The organism is Flagellimonas allohymeniacidonis (assembly GCF_004296335.1).
Taxonomy (GTDB): domain Bacteria; phylum Bacteroidota; class Bacteroidia; order Flavobacteriales; family Flavobacteriaceae; genus Flagellimonas; species Flagellimonas allohymeniacidonis.
This window is the reverse complement of the sequence record NZ_SGIU01000002.1, coordinates 829,450-850,972: the sequence shown is the minus strand read 5'-3', so window position 1 is coordinate 850,972 and position 21,523 is coordinate 829,450. Positions and strand designations below refer to the sequence as shown.

The 21,523-nt window shown below is 42.2% G+C and carries 20 protein-coding genes; 9 read left to right on the top strand and 11 right to left on the bottom strand.

Annotation, left to right across the window (positions count from 1 at the left end):
• Positions 1–52: 52 nt before the first annotated feature.
• The 6 genes from EW142_RS12190 to EW142_RS12165 all read right to left on the bottom strand — a co-directional run bounded on the left by EW142_RS12190 (position 53) and on the right by EW142_RS12165 (position 6,148).
• Positions 53–1,078: a helix-turn-helix domain-containing protein gene (locus EW142_RS12190; RefSeq protein WP_130614219.1), complete on the bottom strand. Its 1,026-nt coding sequence runs from the start codon at positions 1,076–1,078 to the stop codon at positions 53–55.
• 65 nt (positions 1,079–1,143) lie between these two features.
• On the bottom strand, positions 1,144–2,136 hold the full coding sequence (locus EW142_RS12185) for a TolB-like translocation protein (protein WP_130614217.1): 993 nt from the start codon (positions 2,134–2,136) through the stop codon (positions 1,144–1,146).
• A gap of 7 nt (positions 2,137–2,143) precedes the next feature.
• Positions 2,144–3,136, bottom strand: a complete 993-nt coding sequence (locus EW142_RS12180; protein WP_130614215.1) for an SMP-30/gluconolactonase/LRE family protein — start codon at positions 3,134–3,136, stop codon at positions 2,144–2,146.
• Between the two features lie 167 nt (positions 3,137–3,303).
• Complete coding sequence (locus tag EW142_RS12175) at positions 3,304–3,813, bottom strand: hypothetical protein (RefSeq protein ID WP_130614213.1); 510 nt, start codon at positions 3,811–3,813, stop codon at positions 3,304–3,306.
• A gap of 16 nt (positions 3,814–3,829) precedes the next feature.
• A complete protein-coding gene (locus tag EW142_RS12170; RefSeq protein ID WP_130614211.1) occupies positions 3,830–4,924 on the bottom strand; it encodes a TFIIB-type zinc ribbon-containing protein in 1,095 nt (364 codons plus the stop codon).
• Positions 4,925–5,020: 96 nt separating this feature from the next.
• Positions 5,021–6,148, bottom strand: coding sequence for an SPFH domain-containing protein (locus EW142_RS12165; protein ID WP_130614209.1), 1,128 nt, complete (start codon positions 6,146–6,148; stop codon positions 5,021–5,023).
• A 123-nt stretch (positions 6,149–6,271) separates the two neighbouring features.
• Here EW142_RS12165 and EW142_RS12160 point away from each other — a divergent pair, with 123 nt between their 5' ends.
• Complete coding sequence (locus EW142_RS12160; protein WP_130614208.1) at positions 6,272–6,637, top strand: DUF2237 family protein; 366 nt, start codon at positions 6,272–6,274, stop codon at positions 6,635–6,637.
• A 9-nt stretch (positions 6,638–6,646) separates the two neighbouring features.
• Here the strand turns inward: EW142_RS12160 and EW142_RS12155 are convergent, their stop codons facing one another.
• The gene (locus EW142_RS12155; protein ID WP_130614206.1) at positions 6,647–7,102 is read right to left on the bottom strand and encodes a RidA family protein; all 456 of its coding nucleotides are present in this window, start codon (positions 7,100–7,102) and stop codon (positions 6,647–6,649) included.
• A 176-nt stretch (positions 7,103–7,278) separates the two neighbouring features.
• Between EW142_RS12155 and EW142_RS12150 the strand changes: the two genes are divergently transcribed.
• The 8 genes from EW142_RS12150 to EW142_RS12115 all read left to right on the top strand — a co-directional run bounded on the left by EW142_RS12150 (position 7,279) and on the right by EW142_RS12115 (position 17,953).
• Positions 7,279–10,413 carry a WD40/YVTN/BNR-like repeat-containing protein gene (locus tag EW142_RS12150; RefSeq protein ID WP_130614204.1) on the top strand — a complete coding sequence of 1,045 codons (3,135 nt, stop codon included), beginning with the start codon at positions 7,279–7,281 and terminating at the stop codon, positions 10,411–10,413.
• Positions 10,414–10,499: 86 nt separating this feature from the next.
• A complete protein-coding gene (locus EW142_RS12145) occupies positions 10,500–11,048 on the top strand; it encodes a CopD family protein (RefSeq protein WP_130614202.1) in 549 nt (182 codons plus the stop codon).
• 150 nt (positions 11,049–11,198) lie between these two features.
• Positions 11,199–12,620 (top strand): sensor histidine kinase, encoded by a 1,422-nt coding sequence (locus tag EW142_RS12140; RefSeq protein WP_130615708.1) that lies wholly within the window; start codon positions 11,199–11,201, stop codon positions 12,618–12,620.
• A 16-nt stretch (positions 12,621–12,636) separates the two neighbouring features.
• Complete coding sequence (locus EW142_RS12135; protein WP_130614200.1) at positions 12,637–13,419, top strand: enoyl-CoA hydratase/isomerase family protein; 783 nt, start codon at positions 12,637–12,639, stop codon at positions 13,417–13,419.
• Between the two features lie 28 nt (positions 13,420–13,447).
• Positions 13,448–14,998 (top strand): hypothetical protein, encoded by a 1,551-nt coding sequence (locus EW142_RS12130; RefSeq protein WP_130614198.1) that lies wholly within the window; start codon positions 13,448–13,450, stop codon positions 14,996–14,998.
• 94 nt (positions 14,999–15,092) lie between these two features.
• Positions 15,093–16,166: a PA0069 family radical SAM protein gene (locus EW142_RS12125; RefSeq protein WP_130614196.1), complete on the top strand. Its 1,074-nt coding sequence runs from the start codon at positions 15,093–15,095 to the stop codon at positions 16,164–16,166.
• Positions 16,167–16,266: 100 nt separating this feature from the next.
• Complete coding sequence (locus EW142_RS12120; protein WP_130614195.1) at positions 16,267–16,623, top strand: YciI family protein; 357 nt, start codon at positions 16,267–16,269, stop codon at positions 16,621–16,623.
• An 88-nt stretch (positions 16,624–16,711) separates the two neighbouring features.
• The gene (locus EW142_RS12115) at positions 16,712–17,953 is read left to right on the top strand and encodes an RNA polymerase sigma factor (RefSeq protein ID WP_130614193.1); all 1,242 of its coding nucleotides are present in this window, start codon (positions 16,712–16,714) and stop codon (positions 17,951–17,953) included.
• A 44-nt stretch (positions 17,954–17,997) separates the two neighbouring features.
• Here the strand turns inward: EW142_RS12115 and EW142_RS12110 are convergent, their stop codons facing one another.
• The 4 genes from EW142_RS12110 to EW142_RS12095 all read right to left on the bottom strand — a co-directional run bounded on the left by EW142_RS12110 (position 17,998) and on the right by EW142_RS12095 (position 21,511).
• Complete coding sequence (locus EW142_RS12110; protein ID WP_130614191.1) at positions 17,998–18,570, bottom strand: hypothetical protein; 573 nt, start codon at positions 18,568–18,570, stop codon at positions 17,998–18,000.
• Positions 18,571–18,580: 10 nt separating this feature from the next.
• Positions 18,581–20,005, bottom strand: a complete 1,425-nt coding sequence (locus tag EW142_RS12105) for a Gfo/Idh/MocA family protein (protein ID WP_130614190.1) — start codon at positions 20,003–20,005, stop codon at positions 18,581–18,583.
• Positions 20,006–20,117: 112 nt separating this feature from the next.
• Positions 20,118–20,777 carry an HD domain-containing protein gene (locus tag EW142_RS12100; RefSeq protein WP_130614188.1) on the bottom strand — a complete coding sequence of 220 codons (660 nt, stop codon included), beginning with the start codon at positions 20,775–20,777 and terminating at the stop codon, positions 20,118–20,120.
• Positions 20,774–21,511, bottom strand: a complete 738-nt coding sequence (locus EW142_RS12095) for a lysophospholipid acyltransferase family protein (RefSeq protein ID WP_130614186.1) — start codon at positions 21,509–21,511, stop codon at positions 20,774–20,776. The genes EW142_RS12100 and EW142_RS12095 overlap by 4 nt, the downstream gene beginning before the upstream one ends.
• Between the last annotated feature and the right edge of the window lie 12 nt (positions 21,512–21,523).

Genomic DNA, 21,523 nt, shown 5'->3' with positions numbered 1-21,523 from the left:
TTGATGCAAAGAAGGGAAGAGTACTATGGAAAGTCTTTAAAAAACATGATTTTTAAGACGAAAAATTAGCAGGGGGAGTGCTATCTCGAAATTGAGAGGGGGTGCGATGGGTCTTTGCCTTAAAGGCAAGGTTGAAGGAGGTAACATTTCCAAAACCACAATCATAGGCTATAGTGACTATTTTTTCCCTTTTGTACTTGGGATTTTGAAGGAGGTTCTTGGCCTTTTCTATGCGGTACCCGTTGACAAAATCTGAGAAATTCTTTTGCTCATTTTGATTGATGGCCTGTGATAGTTTTCGAGGAGTAGTGTTCAGTTTTTCGGCAACACTTTCCAAGGACAACGTGCTATCCAAAAAGAGCTCTTCCTTAGCAAACATCGACTTAATGGAATCGATGAGCTGTTTAGAACGGGTTTTATCCAAGGTGGAGGCATTGTACTTTCCCAACTGAAAAGCATGCTTTTGGAGGAAGAGAAAGGAAAAAATGTAAATCAAGAGTGAAAAGAACAAGGCCCCCCCGATATAAAATGAAATGAGCCCGGCCAGATTCCCCATATAAAAAAGCCAAATCAGGAAAACCCCTATTACAAGGTTTCGGAACCATTTGGATTTTTGAGGATGCACCTCATTCCCAAAGCGATTTAGTAAAGAAAATGAGAGGACAAGGTAAACTGCCAGATGTACAAAAACCAGAATATAAACGGCATAACCCCAAAAGGAACCATCATTCGGAATGACAAAAGAGAAAATGGCAAATAGCAGGAATGGAAAAACGTGCAAGAAATCTTTAAGATGAAAATGCTTCTTTTCAGTCAACAGGGCCCTGCCGTACATCCATAGAAAGGGTCCAGTCAATAGTATGCCAGAGATACCGAGATTTCGCTGCCAAGGGTCCAGTTCTAGGTAGACATTGAGAACCGATTTCCCAATTCGGATAGTGAGTCCCAATATGACAAATGCTAAGAAAATATTGGCCGGCCTACTCCCCTTTTTTAGGGTAAACAGGTAGGTACAAAGGAACAAGGCCTGGGCCACACCCAAGCAACTTAAGACCAAAATGACGGTACTTTCATTCATGAAATCAAAAGTACAAATACATCAACTAAACAAATGTTTCCAGTCCCAGGTAAAAAGCTTATATCCTATTGAAGATGTTTTTGTTTCATCTCTTCAATAAAACTGGCTGACATATAGTATAAATTAAGCTGGCCGTTGTCAAAGGACCTGTATCTCTCATGAACTTTTTTTATGGAATCCAAGGGTAGGGTTTCCAGTTCCTGAGAAATGCGGCCACTTGCGAAAATGAAGAGTTTTCCATCTGGACTAACCCATGGGCACATTTCATGCGCAGATGAGTTTATGGGCCCACCTAGATTTTCGGGTTTGGTCCAGTTCCCATCCATGTTGAAAGAAATATAAAGGTCTCCACTTCCCAGTGTATCATCATATCCACGGAAAATCAAATAATCCTCGTTAGGTGAAATAAAGGGATCTCCCTTATTGGAACCTTCATTGATGATTTGAGGTAAGGGTTCAACTTGATAAATGGAATCCGTAGGGACACCCCGATACATCATTCCGTTTGACCAGGTGTTAAAGTAGAGATTTCCATTTTTTGACAATGAAGTATAGTATTCATCTTTTTCAGCTCCCATAAGCTCTACATAAATAGGATTGGACCAACCGGTATTTTCACGTTGCACATACCAAACCCCACTATTTTCAATATCTCCTTCCGGTCTTCGCGAACTAAAATAAATGCGATTTCCATCGAGTGAGAAAAAGGGGTCATAGTCGGTGTAAGTCCCGGAGAAGGATGCAATTTTGGGCTCACTCCAAGTACTATCCGCTTGCAGTTCTGTAAAGGTGATATAGCCCTGCCCTGGAGGGGAAGTGGTAAAATAGAATTCTGCGCCGTCCGGTGAAAAAGTACCATTGTATTCTGTCACTGGCGACGCTAATAGTTCAGGCACCAAAAGCTGGGGCTCTTCGGTTGGGACTATTCCAAAATAGGGGCCTTTTACTGCAAAAGGTTCTTCTTTTTCCACCCGGGTTTCCGTTTGCTTGCATCCCACAACAAAAAAAACCAAGAGCAAAAGAGTGCTTAAATAGGAGAAAATTGAATTCTGTTTCATAGTGATTTCAGTTGTTTTTAGGTTTTATGGATAGCCGTTTTTTGACCAGTTGATAGTTTTTTAATTTGTCCACATCTATGATTTCATTTGTTTCTTGATTTAAATTGTGTAGTTGGGAATCGGCAATGAAGTACATGGTATCCCGGTAAATGGCAAAGGTGGTAGGAATGTCGGAGGCTTCGAAAAACTCGTGAATCTTCTCACTACCAACAATGTCGTTGCCGTCTTTATTCAAATGAAATTGATATACCCCGTTCTGTGATGAATCGCGCCGTCCGTTGACCATACAAATCAAGCTATTTCGATAAAACTTCATACCATCGATACCTTTATGGGCATTCGGGGGATTGACCAATTCTTTGGTTTCAAGATCTAAGATTCTGATGCCGGAGGTATAGGAGGCCAAATACAAAAAACGGCCATTTGGAGAAATACAAATGCCATTGGAATACTTGATTTGGTCATTTTGATAGAAAACGGCGAGTTGTCCCTCATTACGGTTGAGATAATAAATGGTGTTTCCCTCGGAATTTGTGATGTAGATTTTACCTTTTGAATCCACCGCTAAATCGTTGAGGTAGATGAGGTCTGGAGAATCCAAATTATACGAATCAATGAGCTTTCTAGTTGAGCTTTTCATAAGAAGCAAAATGGACTTGTTATTCGTTTTTGACAAACTATTTCCAAGGGCAAAAAGGGTGTCGCCTTTAATTTCCATCCCAAAGCCAGGGAGATAGCTGTATTGATTTTGGGAAATGAAGTCTTCTGGATTGTTTCCGTCCAAATCGAAACACACAATTTTGTTTCTTCTTAGGCTATTGATAAAAACGGTTTGCGATTTGGCATCAATGACTATTCCTTCCGGAATAAGGTCATTTTCTACATCAAGTTCAAGAGAATTGAACTCTGATTGTGCATGACTTTGGGTTAAGAGCAACAGCGTGAGCAGCAGCAATATATGCCAGAGGCTTTTTGAAGTCAATCTATTTATCGAGGCCATGACTAATTCAAATGATGGAAAGTGATATGTAAATTAGTCAAATGAAAACATGGGCCTGTTTATTTTTATAGGCTTAAGATTTATTTAACAGGGAAGCCAAATGTTTTTTGGCTCTATGGGAGGCATTTCTTCAAACCAAGAATTCCGCTACAAAGGGCAACGTATTTTTAAGGGCTTGTTGAAAATAAAGGGGAGAGGGTTTCTTTGGAATCTCCTTTGGCAAACCATGTCATACTATGCTTTTGGGGCCATCGCCTTATAACGGAATCTACCTTGCGGTCATACCAGATGGCATCAAAATCTCCTTTCGTGGTCAATACCACCCGCCATTCTTTATGCAAAAGCGTGGAATCTTTATAGCTGGCATTTAAATCTCCCCAGTTAATTCCAGAAAGTACCTGAGGGTCTAAATGGGCCATCACTTCCTGTTCACTCAGAATGGCCAACCAAATGGGAGAGGCCAAATGCTCAATGGAAAGGTCTTCCCGCTTTACACCCCATCCAATTTTCAGGTCGGCACCGTTTCGTACGGCATTGACCAAATTTTGTTTGCTTCCCTTAAGCACTTTGCCTTCCCTGTCCGTTTTGAGAACAATACGCCATTCATTATTGGCATTAGGTGGAGGAGAACAAGACAAACAAAGGAGAACCAAAAGAAAAGCACCAAGTTTTTTCATCGAATATGGTTTCGCATTAGCCTTGTGCAAAATATACAATCACAAGCACTAAAATAATCACAAAAAGGGCGGTAAAGAAGATTTTCCAAAAACTATAAGGCCTTGTACCTGATATTGCTCCGTTTTCCCCATTGATAAAGAAATTGTATTCCTTGCCCTTATAGCGATAGGCACTCACATAAACCGGAAGAAGGATGTGCTTGAAGGTTTCATTGCTCAATTGCATGTCCATTTGGGTCACCCGTTGCGTGTCTCCACCAATATCCTGTCTGCACCAACGTTCGGCAATATTCCTAGCTACTTCCTTCGATTGAAGATGACCTTCTTTTAAGGGAATGGTGTATTTCTCAGTAACAAATCCTGATAAAAAACCGCTATTGAAGGATTCCAATAACTTCAGATTCCATCGAGAAATTTTACGGGGCACCCGACCTTTTCGTTGTTGGGAAGCCTGTATCAAAGTATCATCCACAAAACCCGACACTTGGCCTGAAGCTGGATACCATCTTGTTTTTCGAACACGTTGCGTGACCATTTTTCCTTGCGAATTTCTCACCCTCCGGGTTTCGTAATAATACTCACCCCTTTGGCCAAAATAAGAGGCTTGAAGCTGGGCATCAAAGGTCCAATAGGGCAAATAAAGTCCTTTGGTGAATTGAGGATCCAAAGCGGCTTTCTTCAATTTACCGGGCGCAAACCAAAGATTTTTAACCCATTTTTGAAAAATTCGATGGGATTTCGAGCTATCTATTTGAAAGGGAAGTACGGCTCCTGGCAGAATCCAATCTTCTTTGTAGGCATCCTCAACGACCAAGGGCATACTACAATACACACAATGCAAGGATTTATAGTTTTCCTCAACATGTTGATTGGCACCACAATTCTTGCAATGCAACATGCTGATTTCTTCACTGTGTTTCTGAGCACCCATTTCTTGGAGATAAGGCATCAACTCCAACTCTTCAAAACCGGTTTCATCCATTTGAATGGATTCTTCATGCCCACAATATTCGCATGAAATTGAAGTGGTTCCAGGCTTATACTTTAGCTCCGCACCACAATTGATACAGGCTTTTTTAAGCTCGGTTTTTCGGATATCTTCTTGCATCATTTCTCTTGGCCAACGCAAACGGATATTGCGAAGGCATTGGAATTCAATAAAGGGGTTTGACTATGTAACAGCTATACTCGAAATGATTGTTCGGACTTATTTGGTTGGTAATGGAGGTGGGGTATTACCGCCCAAGAATGACTTCAACTCTTCCACTTCTTGTAAAGGAGCCCAATTGCCCATACCTTGCTTCCACACCAAACTCTCTCGATTGATGGTCCTTCCTGCAAACAGGGCTTGCATTTGTTCAAAGGTCACCGGACCTTGTTGCGTTCCATTCACAGCATAATAATATAGCGTTTGTGTAGGCATTGGAGGTGGTACAGCGGCTGGCTGGTTTTGAACTGTTCCTCCCATTTGCGGATTCATCATTGAACCCATTTGCTGTGCCAATACAAAGCCCATACCCATTCCCATACCGGCGCCCGCCGTACCACCTTCATTTTTGGCAGCGGCTTCAACAGCTTTGGCTGTTTTAAATTTGGTGAGCTTGTCCAAATCCAACTTATCGATTCGGCTGTATTCAAAGATTTCTTTTTTGAGATCTTCTGGCATGGAAACATTCTCGATGTAGAATTTTTCCAGAGCAATCCCCACACTTTCAAATTCCGGGGCCATGACCTCTTGGCAGGTTTCGGAAAGCTCAGAAGTGTTGGCGGCGTAAAGCTCAATGGGTAGGTTGGCCTCACCTACGGTATCGGTAAAACGGGTCGCAATCAAACTTTTTAGGTGTTCATTGATTTCATAGTTGGTAAAGTTGTTATCCGTTCCTACAATATCAATAATGAACTTCCCGGCATCCGAAATTCGGAACGCATAGGTGCCGAAAGCTCGAATCTCAACTAACCCAAATCTATTATCACTTAGGGTTATCGGATTTTTGGTTCCCCATTTTTCGTCCGTGAACAAATGGGTATTTACAAAATATACTTCAGCTTTAAATGGGGAATTGAATCCGTATTTCCAACCCTTCAAGGTTGCTAAAATGGGAAGGTTCTTAGTGGTAAGGTCATAAGTGCCGGGGGTAAAGACGTCGGCTAGCTGACCTTCGTTCACAAAAACAGCGGTTTGCCCTTCACGGACAATCAATTTTGCCCCGTTTTTAATTTCGTTCTGATAGCGTTCAAAGCGATGGGCAATAGTATCATCGGTATAGTCGAGCCATTCAACAATATCGATAAACTCATTCTTGAGTTTCTCCTTGATTTTCCCAAAAATATCCATGTGTATAGTGTTTAGATGTTTTGTCCTTAAAGCTATGAAAAATGACCAAAGCTTCCATTCTATTTGTACAAAAAGCTATGGGGTTGTTACAGAGTTCGATTCATGGACTAACTTTGCGGAACTATGGATAAGAATGTACTTGGAACGAAACTTGAAGCCTGTTGTTTTGAACCCAAAACGGGATACTATCGCGATGGCTATTGCAAAACAGGCGTGGATGATATTGGAACCCATGTGGTTTGTGCCATCATGACGGATGAGTTTCTACAATTTACCAAGCGTAAGGGCAATGATTTGATTACTCCCATTCCGTATTATCAATTTCCGGGATTGAAGGCAGGAGATAAATGGTGCCTCTGTGTATCTCGATGGAAGGAAGCCTACAGGGAAGGGTTGGCCCCACCTGTTATTTTAGAAGCAACCCATGAAAAAGCATTGTCCCATGTCACTTTTGATATGCTTCTAGAGCATAAATTCTCCGAAATTTAATGGGTTCTCCTAATTTTGGATAACAGCCACAGCCTCAATTTCCACTCCCCAGGCCTCTAATCCCAAGGCGTCTACGCCGACCAAAGTGCTGGCAGGCATATCCGAATCACCCAAAAGTTCTTTGCGAACCTTCCGGAAAATGGGAAGATATTCTGGCGTGTAATCAACGATATACGTATTGTATTTCACTACATCATCAAAAGTTACTCCAGAAGCCTCCAACATTTTGAACAATTTGCCGAGGGCATCCCGAAACTGGGCTTCAAAATCTTCACCCTCGCCCACTTGGCCAGAGATATAAATGGTTTTCAGGTTTCCTGTCTGCACAGCAACGGCTTCTGAATACCCGTTATGGGGATTGATGTAGGTTTTGGAGAAAGGTTCAGGTTCCCTTACTGTCGTCTTTTCTGTTCTGGATTCGCATGAAAAAACAATAAGGACCAAGAGTGGAATGACGTATTTCATTTTGATATGTTTTGTCCTTAAGATACCATATTTGAAGCTTTTGCAAGCACTTCGAGTTTTAAGAGTTTCGAATGCCTGTTTTACCAAGATGTTCGGGTAATCTATTCACATGAAATTGATGATAAACTTCCCTTTTTTCCCTACTTTTAAGTCTGACTAATTCAACACAAAAGAAAATGAAATCAAACCTTGTAAAAGTCGGTTTGGCCCTGCTGGCCATCTGTTGTATCGCCATCACTTCGAATGCACAACGAAAAAAGAGAACAGTTGCCACATCTGAATATCCCCAGGAACTCTATTCAAGTCTTGAATATCGTTTGGTGGGTCCTTTTCGAGGAGGTCGTTCCGCTGCAGTAACCGGGGTGCCGGGAGAACCCAATCTATTTTATTTTGGTGCTACTGGTGGTGGTGTTTGGAAGACCACCGACGGAGGAAGATCTTGGGAAAACATTTCCGATGGCTACTTTGGAGGTAGTATCGGTGCTGTAGAAGTTGCTAAAAGCGACCCCAATGTAATTTATGTCGGCGGTGGCGAAAAAACAGTCCGAGGTAATGTTTCTTCTGGCTATGGCATATGGAAAACTGAGGATGCCGGGAAAACATGGAAACAAACAGGCTTGGAAAAGAGTCGCCACGTACCTCGTATTAAGGTACACCCAACCAATCATGATATTGTGTATGCAGCGGTAATGGGAAATATTTACAAGCCAACCCAAGAACGCGGTATTTACAAAAGTACCGATGGAGGCAAAAATTGGAGAAAGGTCCTTTTTGTTAACGATCAGGCAGGAGCCGTGGATCTTACTCTTGACCCTAACAACCCTAGAATTTTGTACGCATCTACTTGGAGGGTGCAACGTACACCTTACAGTTTGAGCAGTGGAGGAGACGGTTCAGCACTTTGGAAAAGTACGGATAGCGGGGAGACTTGGACAGAGATTTCCAAGAATGAAGGATTTCCAAAAGACACCTTGGGAATTATTGGTGTGACAGTTTCACCGGTCAATTCAGATAGAGTTTGGGCTATTGTTGAAAACAAGGAAAAGGGAGGATTGTACCGCTCCGAAGACGGAGGTAAAAAATGGGCGAAAATAAATGATGAAAGAAAACTTCGTCAACGAGCATGGTATTATACCCGTGTTTATGCCGACACTGAGGATGAGGATATTGTTTATGTGCTTAACGTGCGCTATCACCGAAGTACCGATGGCGGAAAGACCTTTAATACTTTCAATGCTCCCCATGGGGACCACCATGATCTATGGATTGCTCCTGAAAATTCCCAGCGGATGATTATTGGAGATGATGGAGGGGCACAAGTGAGTTACGATGCCGGAGAAACGTGGAGCACCTATTACAACCAACCTACTGCACAATTCTACAGGGTTACCACGGACAATGCCTTTCCCTATCGAATTTATGTGGCCCAGCAAGACAATAGTACCATCCGTATCAACCATCGCAGTGATGATGGTTCTATTGGCGAGGATGACTGGGAGCGTACAGCGGGAGGAGAGAGTGCCCATATTGCTGTTGACCCCACAGATAATGATATTGTTTATGGAGGAAGTTATGGTGGATTTCTTACTAGGGTGAACCATAAGAACAAAACAATACGGGGAATTAACGTTTGGCCCGACAACCCCATGGGGTATGGTGCTGAAGGAATGAAATACCGATTTCAATGGAATTTCCCCATTATTTTCAGCAAGCACAACCCTAAAAAACTCTATACGTTTTCCAATCATGTGCACATGAGCACCAACGAAGGTCAAACTTGGCAGCTGTTGAGCGGAGATCTGACAAGAAACGATCCTGCAAAACTGGTTTCCAGCGGTGGTCCAATTACACAAGACAATACTGGAGTTGAATATTACTGCACCATCTTCGCGGCTAGCGAAAGTCCTTTGAAGGAGGGCTTGATGTGGGTTGGAAGTGATGATGGGCTCGTTCATATCACTAGAGACGGAGGTCAAAATTGGGAGAACGTTACCCCCACCAATTTGCCAGACTGGAGCATGATCAACAGTATTGAACCTTCGACCTACGATGAAGGGACTTGCTATTTGGCCGCGACACGCTATAAACTAGGGGACTTTCAGCCCTATTTGTACAAAACCACGGATTATGGTAAGACTTGGACCAAGATCACTAATGGAATCGATAGCGAGCATTTTACCAGGGTACTTCGAGAAGACCCAAAAAGAAAAGGGTTGCTCTATGCAGGAACGGAAACAGGAATGTACATTTCCTTCAATGATGGTCAAGGATGGGAAAAATTTCAGTTGAACCTACCCATTGTTCCCATAACAGACCTGACCATTAAGGACAACAATCTAGTGGTGGCCACCCAAGGGAGAAGTGTTTGGGTTATCGATGACTTAACAGTATTGCATCAATTGGATGCTTCGAAAAAAACTTCTGCTAGCATTCTGTATCGACCCAAAAATAGTTATCGAACCAAGGGAAGCGCTGCCAAAGAACCCTCAAAAACCGAAGGTCAGAACCATCCAAATGGAGTGATTACGCACTTTTATTTGAAGAACAAAGCCGAGAAAGACAGTATAAGTCTTACTTACTTGACCCAAAGTGGGGATACCTTGGCTTCCTTTAACACATTTGCCAGGGACAAGGATAAAAAGTTGAAGACAAAGAAAGGGGGCAATACCCATGTTTGGGATACAAGAGGCAAGGGTGCCGAAAAACTTAAGGGCATGATTCTTTGGTGGGCCAATTTGAAAGGAGCCAAAGCGGCACCAGGCACCTATAAAGTTTCATTGAATGTAAATGGAGCCGAGCAATCCCAAAACTTTAAGATTCTGCCCGACCCCAGGGCTGAGGTGTCGGTAGCAGACATGCAAAAGCAATATGATTTCATTACTGGAATCAATGAAACTGTGGATCGTGCCCACCAATCCATCAAAAAAATTAAAAAGATCAATACTCAATTGGACGCCTTTACCAAACAATATGAAAAGAATGAGGCCACCAAAAGCCTGGTTGAGAAGGCAAAGAAAATGAAAGAAGGTTTCGGGGAAATTGAAAAAGCGCTTTACCAAACTAAAAATCGAAGTAATCAAGACCCGCTGAACTTCCCAATTCGATTGACCAATAAACTGGCGCACTTAAGTAGTTTGGTATCCATAGATGATTTCCCTCCCACGGACCAAGATGTTGCCGTAAGAAATGAGCTTTCGGAGAAAATACTTCAAGAACTCATCAAGTTCGATGCCATGGTGGATAAGGAAATATCAGAATTCAATACGGAGTTCAATAACCTAAAACTGAACTATTTGTTTATTGAAGACTAGCGAACATAGGTTTTGGGCAAAGGGTAAGAGGCTTTTTAAATATGCTTTTTACCCTTTACCTTTGGCCGAAATCCTAACCGATAACCATGGAAATCTATAACTATATAAAATCCCTCCATCTTATTTTTGTGGTCACTTGGTTTGCTGGACTCTTTTATGTGCCCAGACTTTTTATCTATCATATTGAGGCTTCTCAAAAACCTTCTCCAGATAAAGAAATACTGACCTCTCAATTAAAATTGATGACCAAACGTCTGTGGTACATCATTACATGGCCTTCGGCAATTTTGTGCACACTATTTGCCATTTGGTTGTTGTGGTTGATGCCTGCTTGGTTGGAGCAGCCGTGGATGCATGTAAAGCTGGGGTTTGTGGTTCTTTTGATTTTCTACCACCTAAAGTGCCACCAAATCTTCAAGCAATTGCAAAGGGATGAGGTGAAATATACCTCTCAATTTATGCGTATCTGGAACGAGGTTGCGACCCTGGTCCTGTTTGCGGTCACCTTTTTGGTGATTCTTAAGAATGCCTTTAATTGGATTTACGGGGTCATCGGCATTTTTGTTCTTGCCATTTTGTTAATGTTGGGAATTCGACTCTACAAAAGAATCAGGGACAAGAACCCCAATGCATAGCCGAGGGGCAAAATCAATCACATCTGTTGACATTGTAATTTGAAGATTGGGGGTTGAACAAATAATGGTGTGATTATTGCGTAAATTTATCCGAAATCTCTTTTAAGATTGTTCAAGAAATTATCTCTTCGATCCCGCATTTTTATCACCATGATTCTTTTGGTGCTGATTGCCTCTGTGCTGATTGCCGGGGTGACTATCTACCAATATCGTGAACAAAGCAAGGATTATCACGAACAGCGTTTGGAGCGTAAGGAAGAGCAGATTTTGCAAAGCATTTCATACACACTCAAAGAGACTACCTACCCTCCGATTTCGGAGAATTTAGAGTTCATTTTTATGGATGAGATTTACAAGATTGCGGATGTGCAAAATGTAAATTTCAACATATATGATCTGGAGGGGGCATTGGTAAAAAGCTCTCGACCCAGTTTTGAGGCTGATTCTATTTCCAATTGTTTGGATGCTGAAATCCTTAACAAGGTATCTGCTAATGGAGATCACCGCTTTGTAGAGGAAAAGGTTGCCGCTGGCGGAAAGTACAAAGCCTCCTATACCTACATCACAGACCCTACATTCAAACCAATTGGCATAATGAACCTGCCGTATTTTGAGGATAATTCCTTTAGTAATATGGAACTCAGGGAGTTTCTCTTCCGGTTGGGGGGTGTCTACCTTATAATGCTACTTTCAGCCATCGTTTTTGCCTATTTCATCTCAAAATACATCACTCGTTCATTGCAAACTATTTCTGATAAAATGAACGAAACCGACTTAACACGGCGCAACGAAAAAATACATATTGAAAATCCAAGTGAGGAGATTCGAAAGCTTGTGGATTCTTACAACAGCAAGATTGATGAGCTAGAGGAAAGTGCAACTAAGCTGGCTCGTAGCGAACGAGAGCAGGCATGGCGAGAAATGGCAAAACAAGTAGCGCACGAAATTAAAAACCCACTGACCCCGATGCGTTTGTCCGTTCAAAGTTTCGAGAGAAAATTTGACCCTACTTCAGAAGATGCCCAAGAAAAGGTAAAGGAGTTCTCCAACACCTTGATTCAACAAATTGACACCATGAGCAATATTGCCTCGGCCTTTTCAAATTTTGCAAAAATGCCGGCGCAGCAAAATGAAACCTTGAATGTGGTCAACATTGTGAAATTGGCATTGGATATTTTTACTGAAAACTATATTCATTTCATTACGGATGAAGAGGAAATTATTGCCAAATTGGACCGCACCCAACTCATCCGCGTGGTCACCAATCTGGTTAAGAACGCCATTCAGGCCATGAACGATGTTGCTTCGCCACGTATTTTGGTAACGGTGGCCTCAGAAGGGGAAAAGGTGAAAATTTCCGTGGCCGACAACGGAGTTGGCATTGCCGATGAGGTAAGGGATAAGGTTTTTGAACCGAAATTCACAACAAAAACCAGTGGGATGGGGTTAGGGCTGGGAATGGTCCGTAATATTGTTGAAAATTACAACGGCACAATAGATTTCACTTCACAAAAAGGAAAAGGCACGGTATTCACTGTAAAATTCCCTAGGGTAGTGAAGGAAGTGGCTTAATATCAAATCTAAACGCATGAACTACGAGAACATATACATCGAAGAAGAGAACAATATCGCAACCATAACGATCAATCGTCCCAAGAAACTCAACTCTTTGAACAAAAGGACCATCGAAGAGTTGCAAGATGCCTTCAAAGAGTTGGATGAGGATAATGGGATAAAGGTAATTGTTGTAACTGGAAGTGGGGAAAAGGCCTTTGTCGCAGGAGCCGACATCTCAGAATTTGCAGATTTTTCGGTTCAGCAAGCAAAACGGCTCGCGGCAGAGGGGCAAGAAAAGCTATTCGATTTTGTAGAAAACCTTTCCACTCCAGTGATTGCAGCGGTCAATGGTTTTGCCTTGGGAGGTGGATTGGAACTGGCCATGTCCTGTCATTTTAGAATTGCCAGCGAAACCGCAAAAATGGGATTGCCCGAAGTTTCTCTGGGGGTAATACCGGGTTATGGAGGGACACAGCGACTTCCCCAACTTGTTGGAAAGGGAAGGGCTCTTGAGCTTATAATGACGGCAGGGATGATAGATGCCCAAAAAGCCTTGGATTTTGGATTGGTGAATTATATGGTCTCTCAAGAGGAACTTTTACCACTTTGCCTAAAAATAGCGAGCAGGATATCGAATAATTCTTCTGTGGCCATAAAACACGCAATAAAAGCGGTAAATGCGGGTTATAGCTATGACGTAGACGGTTATGCCGTTGAAATCGATGCTTTTGGTACCTGTTTCGGAACCGATGACTTCAAAGAAGGCACCACTGCCTTTTTAGAAAAGCGAAAAGCAGATTTCCCTGGGTCATAGCCGTTGGTCTAACCAAACCCGGACTTTGATGAAAAAACCATTACTACTTCTACTTCTTTTTATGATTGGGCTTGCTTCCAATGCCCAAAAAATGCCCGTGTCCTACGATTTTGGCGAAAAATTCAATGATAGGTATCGCTATTCCAACCTTTTGACCATTGACGATGATGGTGCGGGCGGATATATTCTGGTCAGAGCATATTTTCAGGGATTAATTCTAAAACCCAAGGGCTATTTTATTGAACACTACAACAGCAATTTGGAGTTGGTGGATGAGTATAACTATAAGTTGAAAGGCATGAACTTCATCGATGGTTTTTTAAAAAATGGCCAGTTGAACCTGCTGTTTCTCGACTACAATTACGACCGAGGCCAATATGAATATTGGGTACACAAAAGCCCAATAATTGCGTTCAATTTTAAGCGAGAGAAACTTTTGACCATTTCCTCAGCGGAAGTGCGAAACCCTGTAGGAAAGAACTACTATAACCGCAACTTCTCAAACGGATTTACCACTGCAATCCTTTTCAACAAGGAGAAAACAGGTTTCGTGATCAGCACGCATCATAAAAAAGGAAAGCAAAACAAACACATTATTCATCTCTATGATACGGGCCTGAACAAGCGTTTTGAGCATGACTTTTCATACGGGGTTGAGGAAAAGAACTATGCTTTTGAAAACGTGGCGATTTCTTCAGACCTAGAAACGGCATATATTGTTGGCAAGGCCTATTTTAAGAAGAAGCGTTTTCGGGTGGATGAAAGAAAATTTCAATATGAATTGGTCAAAGTTTCCAAAAATGGAAGTCAAACCCAGTCATTCGATGATCCCGGAAAATACTCTGAGGCCTTATATCCGCTAATTTCTAAAAACAGACTGGTCTGTACAGGATTTTATGCAGATAGAAGGGACAATCGATACAATGGAATCTCCTTTTTTGAATTAAACCCGGCCTCTTTGGAAATTCAATCCAAAAAATACAATCCCTTTTCGGAACAATTTATGGAGGATAAATTTGGCCGAGAGGAAGATAAGGTTATCAAGAACCTTGTCTTTAAAAGTGTGGAGGTCACACCAGCAGATGAAGTCTTCTTCAATGCCGAGGAGTACTTTGTTACCAACAGCATTCAAGTCACGGGAGCTGGGCAGCGCGTGAGAATCGAACGTTTTCACCACAATGATATCGTTAGCGCCAAACTGGAGGCGGATGGAAAACTCGCCTGGGCCCGAAACATCAACAAATCAGAAGTTACGCAAGGGGATGGCGCTTATGCTTCTTACAGTTCTTACATCAAGGACGGGAAGACTTATTTCTTCATTTGCACAGCCGCAGAAAACCCTCAGTTGATCAACAATGAACGCCTGATCTTCAAACAAGGGCTTAGCCGAAATAGAAATGTGTTTCTGATTTCCTTGGACGAACTGGGAAAAATGGACTACGAGAAAATCATCGACCAACAGGAGGCTCGATTACCTTTGATGGTTTCCAAACCCTTAAAAAATGTGGCGGACAGTAATATGCTGTTCTATGCCAAGCGTGGCGGGAAAAAGCAGCTGGTGAAAGTAGCCTTCAATTAGCCACTTTAATTTTCAGAACGCCTTCCACTTTAACATAAGTCACATCACTAATATTGGATTATTTCCATAAATTTGGAATAAATCCAATATTCTTTTGAACCAAAAAAACCTACAGAAAGGACGGGGTGCACAGCAAAATGTCCCAAATCGATTTCTTCGCCATGTTTATGAAATGCGTGAAGACTTCATGGAATTTTGCAGAATTGAAGGTGAAAATCCTGATAGCAATAAAACGGAATATATACCCGTATTCCCTAAAACCATTGTCAATAAGGTCGATAGTCCCGATGTTGGGATGATGTATTCCATGAATCCTTATCAAGGCTGTGAACACGGTTGTGTTTATTGCTATGCACGTAATGCCCATGAGTACTGGGGCTATAGCGCTGGTCTCGATTTTGAAAGAAAAATTCTGGTCAAAAAGCAAGCCCCAGCATTATTGGAAGCAAAATTGAAAAGCAAAAGCTGGAAGGCAGAGACCATTGTGCTTTCTGGTAACACGGATTGTTATCAACCCGCTGAGAAGAAGTTTGAAATTACCCGAAAATGCCTTGAAATATTTTTGAAGTATCGTCATCCGGTCGGTATCATCACAAAAAACGCCTTGATTCTTAGGGACTTGGACCTTCTTAGTGAGCTTACTCAACATCAATTGGTTGGTGTCAACATCTCGGTAACTTCCCTATCGGAAAAAACGCGTAGGGTTTTGGAACCGAGAACAGCTTCCATTCAAAAAAGGTTGAAGACAATTAAAATGCTTTCCGAAAACAAAATTCCTGTCAATGCCATGTTGGCACCGATGATTCCAGGTATCAATAGTCACGAACTGCTAAAATTGTCCAAAGCGGTCGCTGACCATGGAGCCCTTTCTTTCGGGTTTACTGTGGTTCGTTTGAATGGTGCCATTGGGCAAATTTTTACAGATTGGATACGCAAAGCCCTTCCCGATAGGGCTGAAAAAGTATTGCACCTGATTCAAGAATGTCATGGAGGATCAATCAATGACAGCCGGTTTGGTGTCAGAAACAGGGGAGAAGGCCAGGTGGCGAAGCAGATACATGACATGGCAAAGTTGGCTAAACAACGCTATTTCAAGGATAAGAAGTTTCCTGCCTTGCGTAAGGATTTGCATCGGCAATTTAAGGATGGACAAATGAGATTATTTTAAATAAATTTAGAGAACTGTCCAATGGACTCTTTTCTTTTCGTCCTAAAGGTGAAAATAAAGTGTAACCAGTCCAGTTTGAATGGACTCAAAAAGTAAACCAATGAGTAATTTTTTGTATTTGTTTAGAGGAGGGGAAAAAGCCTTTCAAAAATTATCACAAGAAGAGAAGCAAGCCCATATGGAAGAGTGGGGAAAGTGGATGGGAGGCCTCAAAGAAAAGGGCCATCTCTTGGACGGTCTCCCATTGGCAGAGAATGGAAAAGTAGTTCATAATCGAGGAGAATTGGTCACCAATGGTCCCTATGCCGAAGGAGCCGAGTTTGTTGGAGGCTATTTGATCATATCCGCGGGCAGTTTGGATGAAGCCACCGAAATATCAAAAGGATGTCCCATATTTGATTATGATGGAAGTTTTGTGGAGGTAAGACAAATCATGGACCTAGGGGAATATGTTTGATATTACTACCTCAAAAACAAGTCGGGGCTAGGGGATTTTAGTTTTGAATGGAAACCCGTAGCCCTACCAGATTTATAGACCAACCCAAATGTCAGCAAAGGAAATAGACCATACTTTAGACCACTTGTTCCGAAATGAATATGGCAAGTTGATTGCCTTGCTCACCGGGAAATATGGAATTTCGAATTTGGAGCAGATTGAGGATGCGGCGCAAGACACCTTTCTAAAAGCAATGCAAGTATGGGGATATCAAACAATTCCCGATAATCCGACGGCATGGTTGTTCCGTGTTGCCCAAAATCGATTGATAGATGTTTTAAGGCGTGACAAAAAATCTAGTTTGCTCGGGGATGGACCCATCCCACAAAAGGAAACCAACAGTGAAAATGAGGTCAACTTAGATAATCACATTCAAGACAGTCAGCTGAACATGATTTTTGCTTGCTGTCATCCCTCCCTTTCCCAAGAGCATCAAATTATTTTGAGTTTGAAACTTATCGGAGGGTTCAGCAACAAGGAGTTGGCCGATGCACTGCTAAAAAAGGAGGAGGCAGTAGCCAAATCCTTCACTAGGGCGAAAAAACAGTTTCGAGAAAAGGTTCAATTCTTGAAGGTCCCCGTTCAGATGGGATTACAATCCAGGCTGTTCCAGGTATTGAGGGTAGTTTACCTTCTGTTTTCTGAAGGATATGCCGCTACCACCGGAGCTCAGGTGCTAAAAAGAGACATTTGTCATGAAGCTTTGCGATTGGCCTTATTACTTCGTGAAAACAAATATTGCAAGCACCCCAATCTTGAGGCTTTAATTGCTTTAATGTGTTTTCATGCTTCACGTTTTGATGCCCGCATTGATGATCAGGGTGAGCTTGTTTCCTTGGAACACCATGACCGCTCCAAATACAACCAAGAATTGATAAATATTGGTGTCGAATACTTGAAGAAGTCGGATACCGTGGAAAATTCACCATCCCAATACCATTTGGAGGCTGCACGATCCTACTATCACTGTATTGCGAAGACCTTTGAAGAAACCGACTGGAAAAGTATTTTATACCTCTATGATGCACAATTGAAACAGCACTATTCCCCCATGGTGGCCTTAAATCGGATTGTCGCCCATCAAAAAGTTTATGGAGCTAAGGAAGCCCTGAAAGCCTTGATGGAGCTGGAAACGAAATTCAATTTTGAAACATCAGGACTTTTTTATGCCATTAAGGCCGAGCTATTCAAGGAACTAGGGGACAAGGCCTATATGGAGACATTGATCAGGGCCATTGACCATTCCGAAAATGAGCTGGTCAAGCGATATTTGGAAAGAAAGATTTCCTAGGATTATGTTCTCACCATAAGTTGTGAAACAGGAAGACCTGGAATTCAATTTCCACAGGTGGAATTATAGTATTCAGCTATTTCGGGCAAATCAAGTCTCCTAAATTCCTTCCTTTCAATTTTTTGGAGCACCGGACCACAATCGGCAAAAAACTCTTTGGCATAGGTTTCGAACCAAGTTTGACCATACTGTTGGGGCCTCTCAAAATTAGTGAGGGTACCCTCGTTTTCCTTGCCTAAATAATAAAGCATATTGCCTCCCGACGAAACTCCATCAAACGAAGTCTGATGTATGTAAACGCCGTAAAGATTAACGGCCCCTGCCTTTATCAACTCAATTAACATCACACCGCTATAACCTTTTTGAATCTTATAATAAAAGATTCCAGTGCCCCATACAGACCCATATTCTATTTTTGAAACCGTCCGATGATCAAGCTTTTCTTTCTTCCCGTTTTCATGGAAAACTATAATCTTCCCTTTTCGCATTGTGGCCAAACATTTTTTTTGTTCACCATTTCTAAAATGGATGATTGACTCTCTTTTTTGTGAATGGCCCAAGCAGAAAAACAACAGAAAAAAAAGCACCAAAAAATATCGCATTCCTAAGTATTTCATGAAATTGCTTTTAACTCAACTCCCAGCCTTGGCGATATTCCCGGGTGACCCATTCATTGGCCTTATCGTAGTTGGTAATTTTCATGTTTTCTCCATCCCAAAGTAGCTTTCGTCGTCCAGGATAATCGTAAGGGGCCCAATCCCCAATATTTTTGCCTTCCTTCAATACTTTGTATTGATAGGCCTTTACAGCTAGGTTACCCATGAGCACGGTTTCTGTGAGGGGTCCAGCTTTGGCAAAATCCGATGAAGTGGTTCCCCCATTCATACAACATTCCACGAAGTTGGCAATATGTCCATCCAGACCGTCTTTCACTCTAGGGTATTTAGGTGCTGGAGATTTATAGAGGTCCATTACCTCTGAAGGTAATAGGCGAGCATTTCTGGAGTAGGTGTCACAGACCAAGATGCCTTTTTCGCCATACATTACGGTTCCGCCACCACCGCCACCAATAGTCTCATCATCCTTTAATTCATCAGGCAGGTCAGGTTTCAATCCACCATCATACCAGTTTAGCGCAATATCCCCATGTTCGGGATGCTCGAATTTCAAATGGATTTTGGAGGAGGGAGGACAAGAAGGACTATAGTCGGCCTCCACAAAATCGCCAACCCATACGGTGGTGCAACTGGCTTCCGCCTCGGTAGGATAACCTAAATTCAAAATACTAAAAGGGGTTTCCATAATATGACATCCCATGTCGCCCAATGCTCCAGTGCCAAAATCCCACCAACCCCGCCATTTAAATGGCAGGTAGGCCGAATTATAGTCTCGCATGGCAGCGGGCCCTAACCAGAGGTCCCAATCCAAACCCTTGGGAACACGCTCCTTACTAGTGGGAACAGGCACACCTTGAGGCCATACTGGACGATTGGTCCAACAATCAATAGTGTGTACTTTTCCAATAATTCCCGATTCGACCCACTCACGGGCAATACGGCTATCATCGCTTGATGCTCCTTGGTTTCCCATTTGTGTGACAATCCCATTTTTTTTGGCAACCTTGGTCATCAAGCGTGCCTCGTGGATATTATGGGTCAAAGGCTTTTCAACATAGGCATGTTTTTTGGCCCTCATAAACGGAAGCGCTATGGAAGCATGCGTATGATCTGGAGTAGCGACCATTACAGCATCGATGTCATTGAGATGCGCGTCATAGACCTTTCTAAAATCCTTAAAGCGTTTTACATCGGGATAGAGATTATAGGTTTCTGCTGCACGTCGGTCATCCACATCGCAAAAGGATACAAATTTGACCTTCTGCGTACCAGTCAAGCCGTTGATGACCCCACGGCCTCGACCTCCAACACCAAAGGCCGCAACATACAAAGTGTCACTGGGTGGAACGTGGGTCTTTCCTAAAACATAACTGGGAACAATGGTAAAGGCTGCGGAGGCTGCAGTAGCATTTTTGAGGAACTTCCTTCTTTGCATTGGGTGGTGGGTTTAGTTGTTGGCTTGAAGATACAAAAAAGAGGGTATTGACAAGAGTATTTCGGTATGGATAACAAGACCAGAATTCGGCTTTATGGTTGTTCCGAGGAAATTACATATCTGAATTCCACTCTTTATAGAATTGATCTAAAAATTTGAGCATAAATTGATGACGCTCTTCGGCCAATTTTTTTCCAGTTTCCGTGTTCATCTTGTCCTTTAGGAGAAGTAGTTTTTCATAAAAATGGTTGATTGTTGGGGAATAGGACTTTTTATACTCCTCCTTGGTCATGTTTAGGTTGGGGGGCAAATCGGGGTTATAGAGTTCCCGGTTTTTGAAGCCACCATAGTTAAAAGTGCGGGCAATACCAATGGCACCTATGGCATCAAGTCGGTCAGCATCTTGAACAACTTTCAGTTCCGCTGAGGTGAAAGCTGCTTCATTGCTTCCCAAGCTATTTTTGAAGGACATGTGTTTGATGATGGACACCACATGCTGAACGACTTCATAGGAAGTACTCTGAGATTTCAAGAATTTCTTGGCTGTTTCAGGACCAATCGTTTCATCTCCATTATGAAATTTTGGATCGGCGATATCGTGAAGCAAAGCTGCTAATTTCACAACAAGTTGATCGGTGTTTTCTTCTTTGGCCAAAAACTTGGCAGTTTTGTAAACACGCTCGGTATGAAACCAATCGTGGCCACCTTCAGCACCTTGAAGGGTGGTTTTGACAAAGTCAATGGTTTTTTGAACTAATGGGTCATCACTCATACGGAATGATTTATACCGTGAACAATCACTGACTCAACTTGCTCGATCAAGGTGTCAGGATTACCTCGATTTTCGATTGGTTGGTGCACCTTGAATTTAATATAAGTGCTCAGGCCCATTGGAAACTTCCCATAACGAAGAATCTTCCATGAGTTGTTAATACTAATGGGCACAATAAGGGCTGAGGGTGCTTTGTCCATTAATACTTTTAGACCAGTGGTTCTAAATTTCTTCGGGGCTCCGTCCCTACTTCGGGTTCCTTCGGGAAAAATGACGGCACTACGCTTATGTTCCTCAATATATTCCCCTAGTTTGGCCAGTTGTTCTATAGATTGCTTGGGATCCTTTCGATTTATCAAAGCAGAACCTCCATGTCTCAAATTAAAGGAAACACTGGGAATTCCCTTTCCCAATTCAATTTTGCTGACAAACTTGGGATGGTACTTTCGCATATACCAAATTATTGGTGGGATGTCGTACATGCTTTGGTGATTGGTGACTATGACCAAAGGCCGATTGGTGGGAATATTATGAGTATTGTCAAATCGATATCGCGTTCCGAGCAGGTTCGTACACCGCATGATAAACCAATTTAGGATGCTTACGCTTCGTTTATGTGCGTCGTATCCAATAACGTTTAAACAAAACCATTGTATCGGATGAAAAACTACCAACGTCAATCCGAAAAAAAGGAAGAAGATAACTGTAAAGGGATATGCAAGCAGTTTTATCACGAACAATGGGTT

Bases quoted from the DNA above. Each gene is read 5' to 3' on its own strand.
- EW142_RS12160 (WP_130614208.1), top strand. From the start codon at position 6,272: ATGGATAAGAATGTACTTGGAACGAAACTTGAAGCCTGTTGTTTTGAA.
- EW142_RS12130 (WP_130614198.1), top strand. From the start codon at position 13,448: ATGAAAAAACCATTACTACTTCTACTTCTTTTTATGATTGGGCTTGCT.
- EW142_RS12165 (WP_130614209.1), bottom strand. From the start codon at position 6,148: ATGGATATTTTTGGGAAAATCAAGGAGAAACTCAAGAATGAGTTTATC.
- EW142_RS12140 (WP_130615708.1), top strand. From the start codon at position 11,199: ATGATTCTTTTGGTGCTGATTGCCTCTGTGCTGATTGCCGGGGTGACT.
- EW142_RS12115 (WP_130614193.1), top strand. From the start codon at position 16,712: ATGTCAGCAAAGGAAATAGACCATACTTTAGACCACTTGTTCCGAAAT.
- EW142_RS12175 (WP_130614213.1), bottom strand. From the start codon at position 3,813: ATGAAAAAACTTGGTGCTTTTCTTTTGGTTCTCCTTTGTTTGTCTTGT.
- EW142_RS12110 (WP_130614191.1), bottom strand. From the start codon at position 18,570: ATGAAATACTTAGGAATGCGATATTTTTTGGTGCTTTTTTTTCTGTTG.
- EW142_RS12135 (WP_130614200.1), top strand. From the start codon at position 12,637: ATGAACTACGAGAACATATACATCGAAGAAGAGAACAATATCGCAACC.
- EW142_RS12100 (WP_130614188.1), bottom strand. From the start codon at position 20,777: ATGAGTGATGACCCATTAGTTCAAAAAACCATTGACTTTGTCAAAACC.
- EW142_RS12190 (WP_130614219.1), bottom strand. From the start codon at position 1,078: ATGAATGAAAGTACCGTCATTTTGGTCTTAAGTTGCTTGGGTGTGGCC.
- EW142_RS12170 (WP_130614211.1), bottom strand. From the start codon at position 4,924: ATGATGCAAGAAGATATCCGAAAAACCGAGCTTAAAAAAGCCTGTATC.
- EW142_RS12185 (WP_130614217.1), bottom strand. From the start codon at position 2,136: ATGAAACAGAATTCAATTTTCTCCTATTTAAGCACTCTTTTGCTCTTG.
- EW142_RS12180 (WP_130614215.1), bottom strand. From the start codon at position 3,136: ATGGCCTCGATAAATAGATTGACTTCAAAAAGCCTCTGGCATATATTG.
- EW142_RS12120 (WP_130614195.1), top strand. From the start codon at position 16,267: ATGAGTAATTTTTTGTATTTGTTTAGAGGAGGGGAAAAAGCCTTTCAA.
- EW142_RS12150 (WP_130614204.1), top strand. From the start codon at position 7,279: ATGAAATCAAACCTTGTAAAAGTCGGTTTGGCCCTGCTGGCCATCTGT.
- EW142_RS12105 (WP_130614190.1), bottom strand. From the start codon at position 20,005: ATGCAAAGAAGGAAGTTCCTCAAAAATGCTACTGCAGCCTCCGCAGCC.
- EW142_RS12145 (WP_130614202.1), top strand. From the start codon at position 10,500: ATGGAAATCTATAACTATATAAAATCCCTCCATCTTATTTTTGTGGTC.
- EW142_RS12155 (WP_130614206.1), bottom strand. From the start codon at position 7,102: ATGAAATACGTCATTCCACTCTTGGTCCTTATTGTTTTTTCATGCGAA.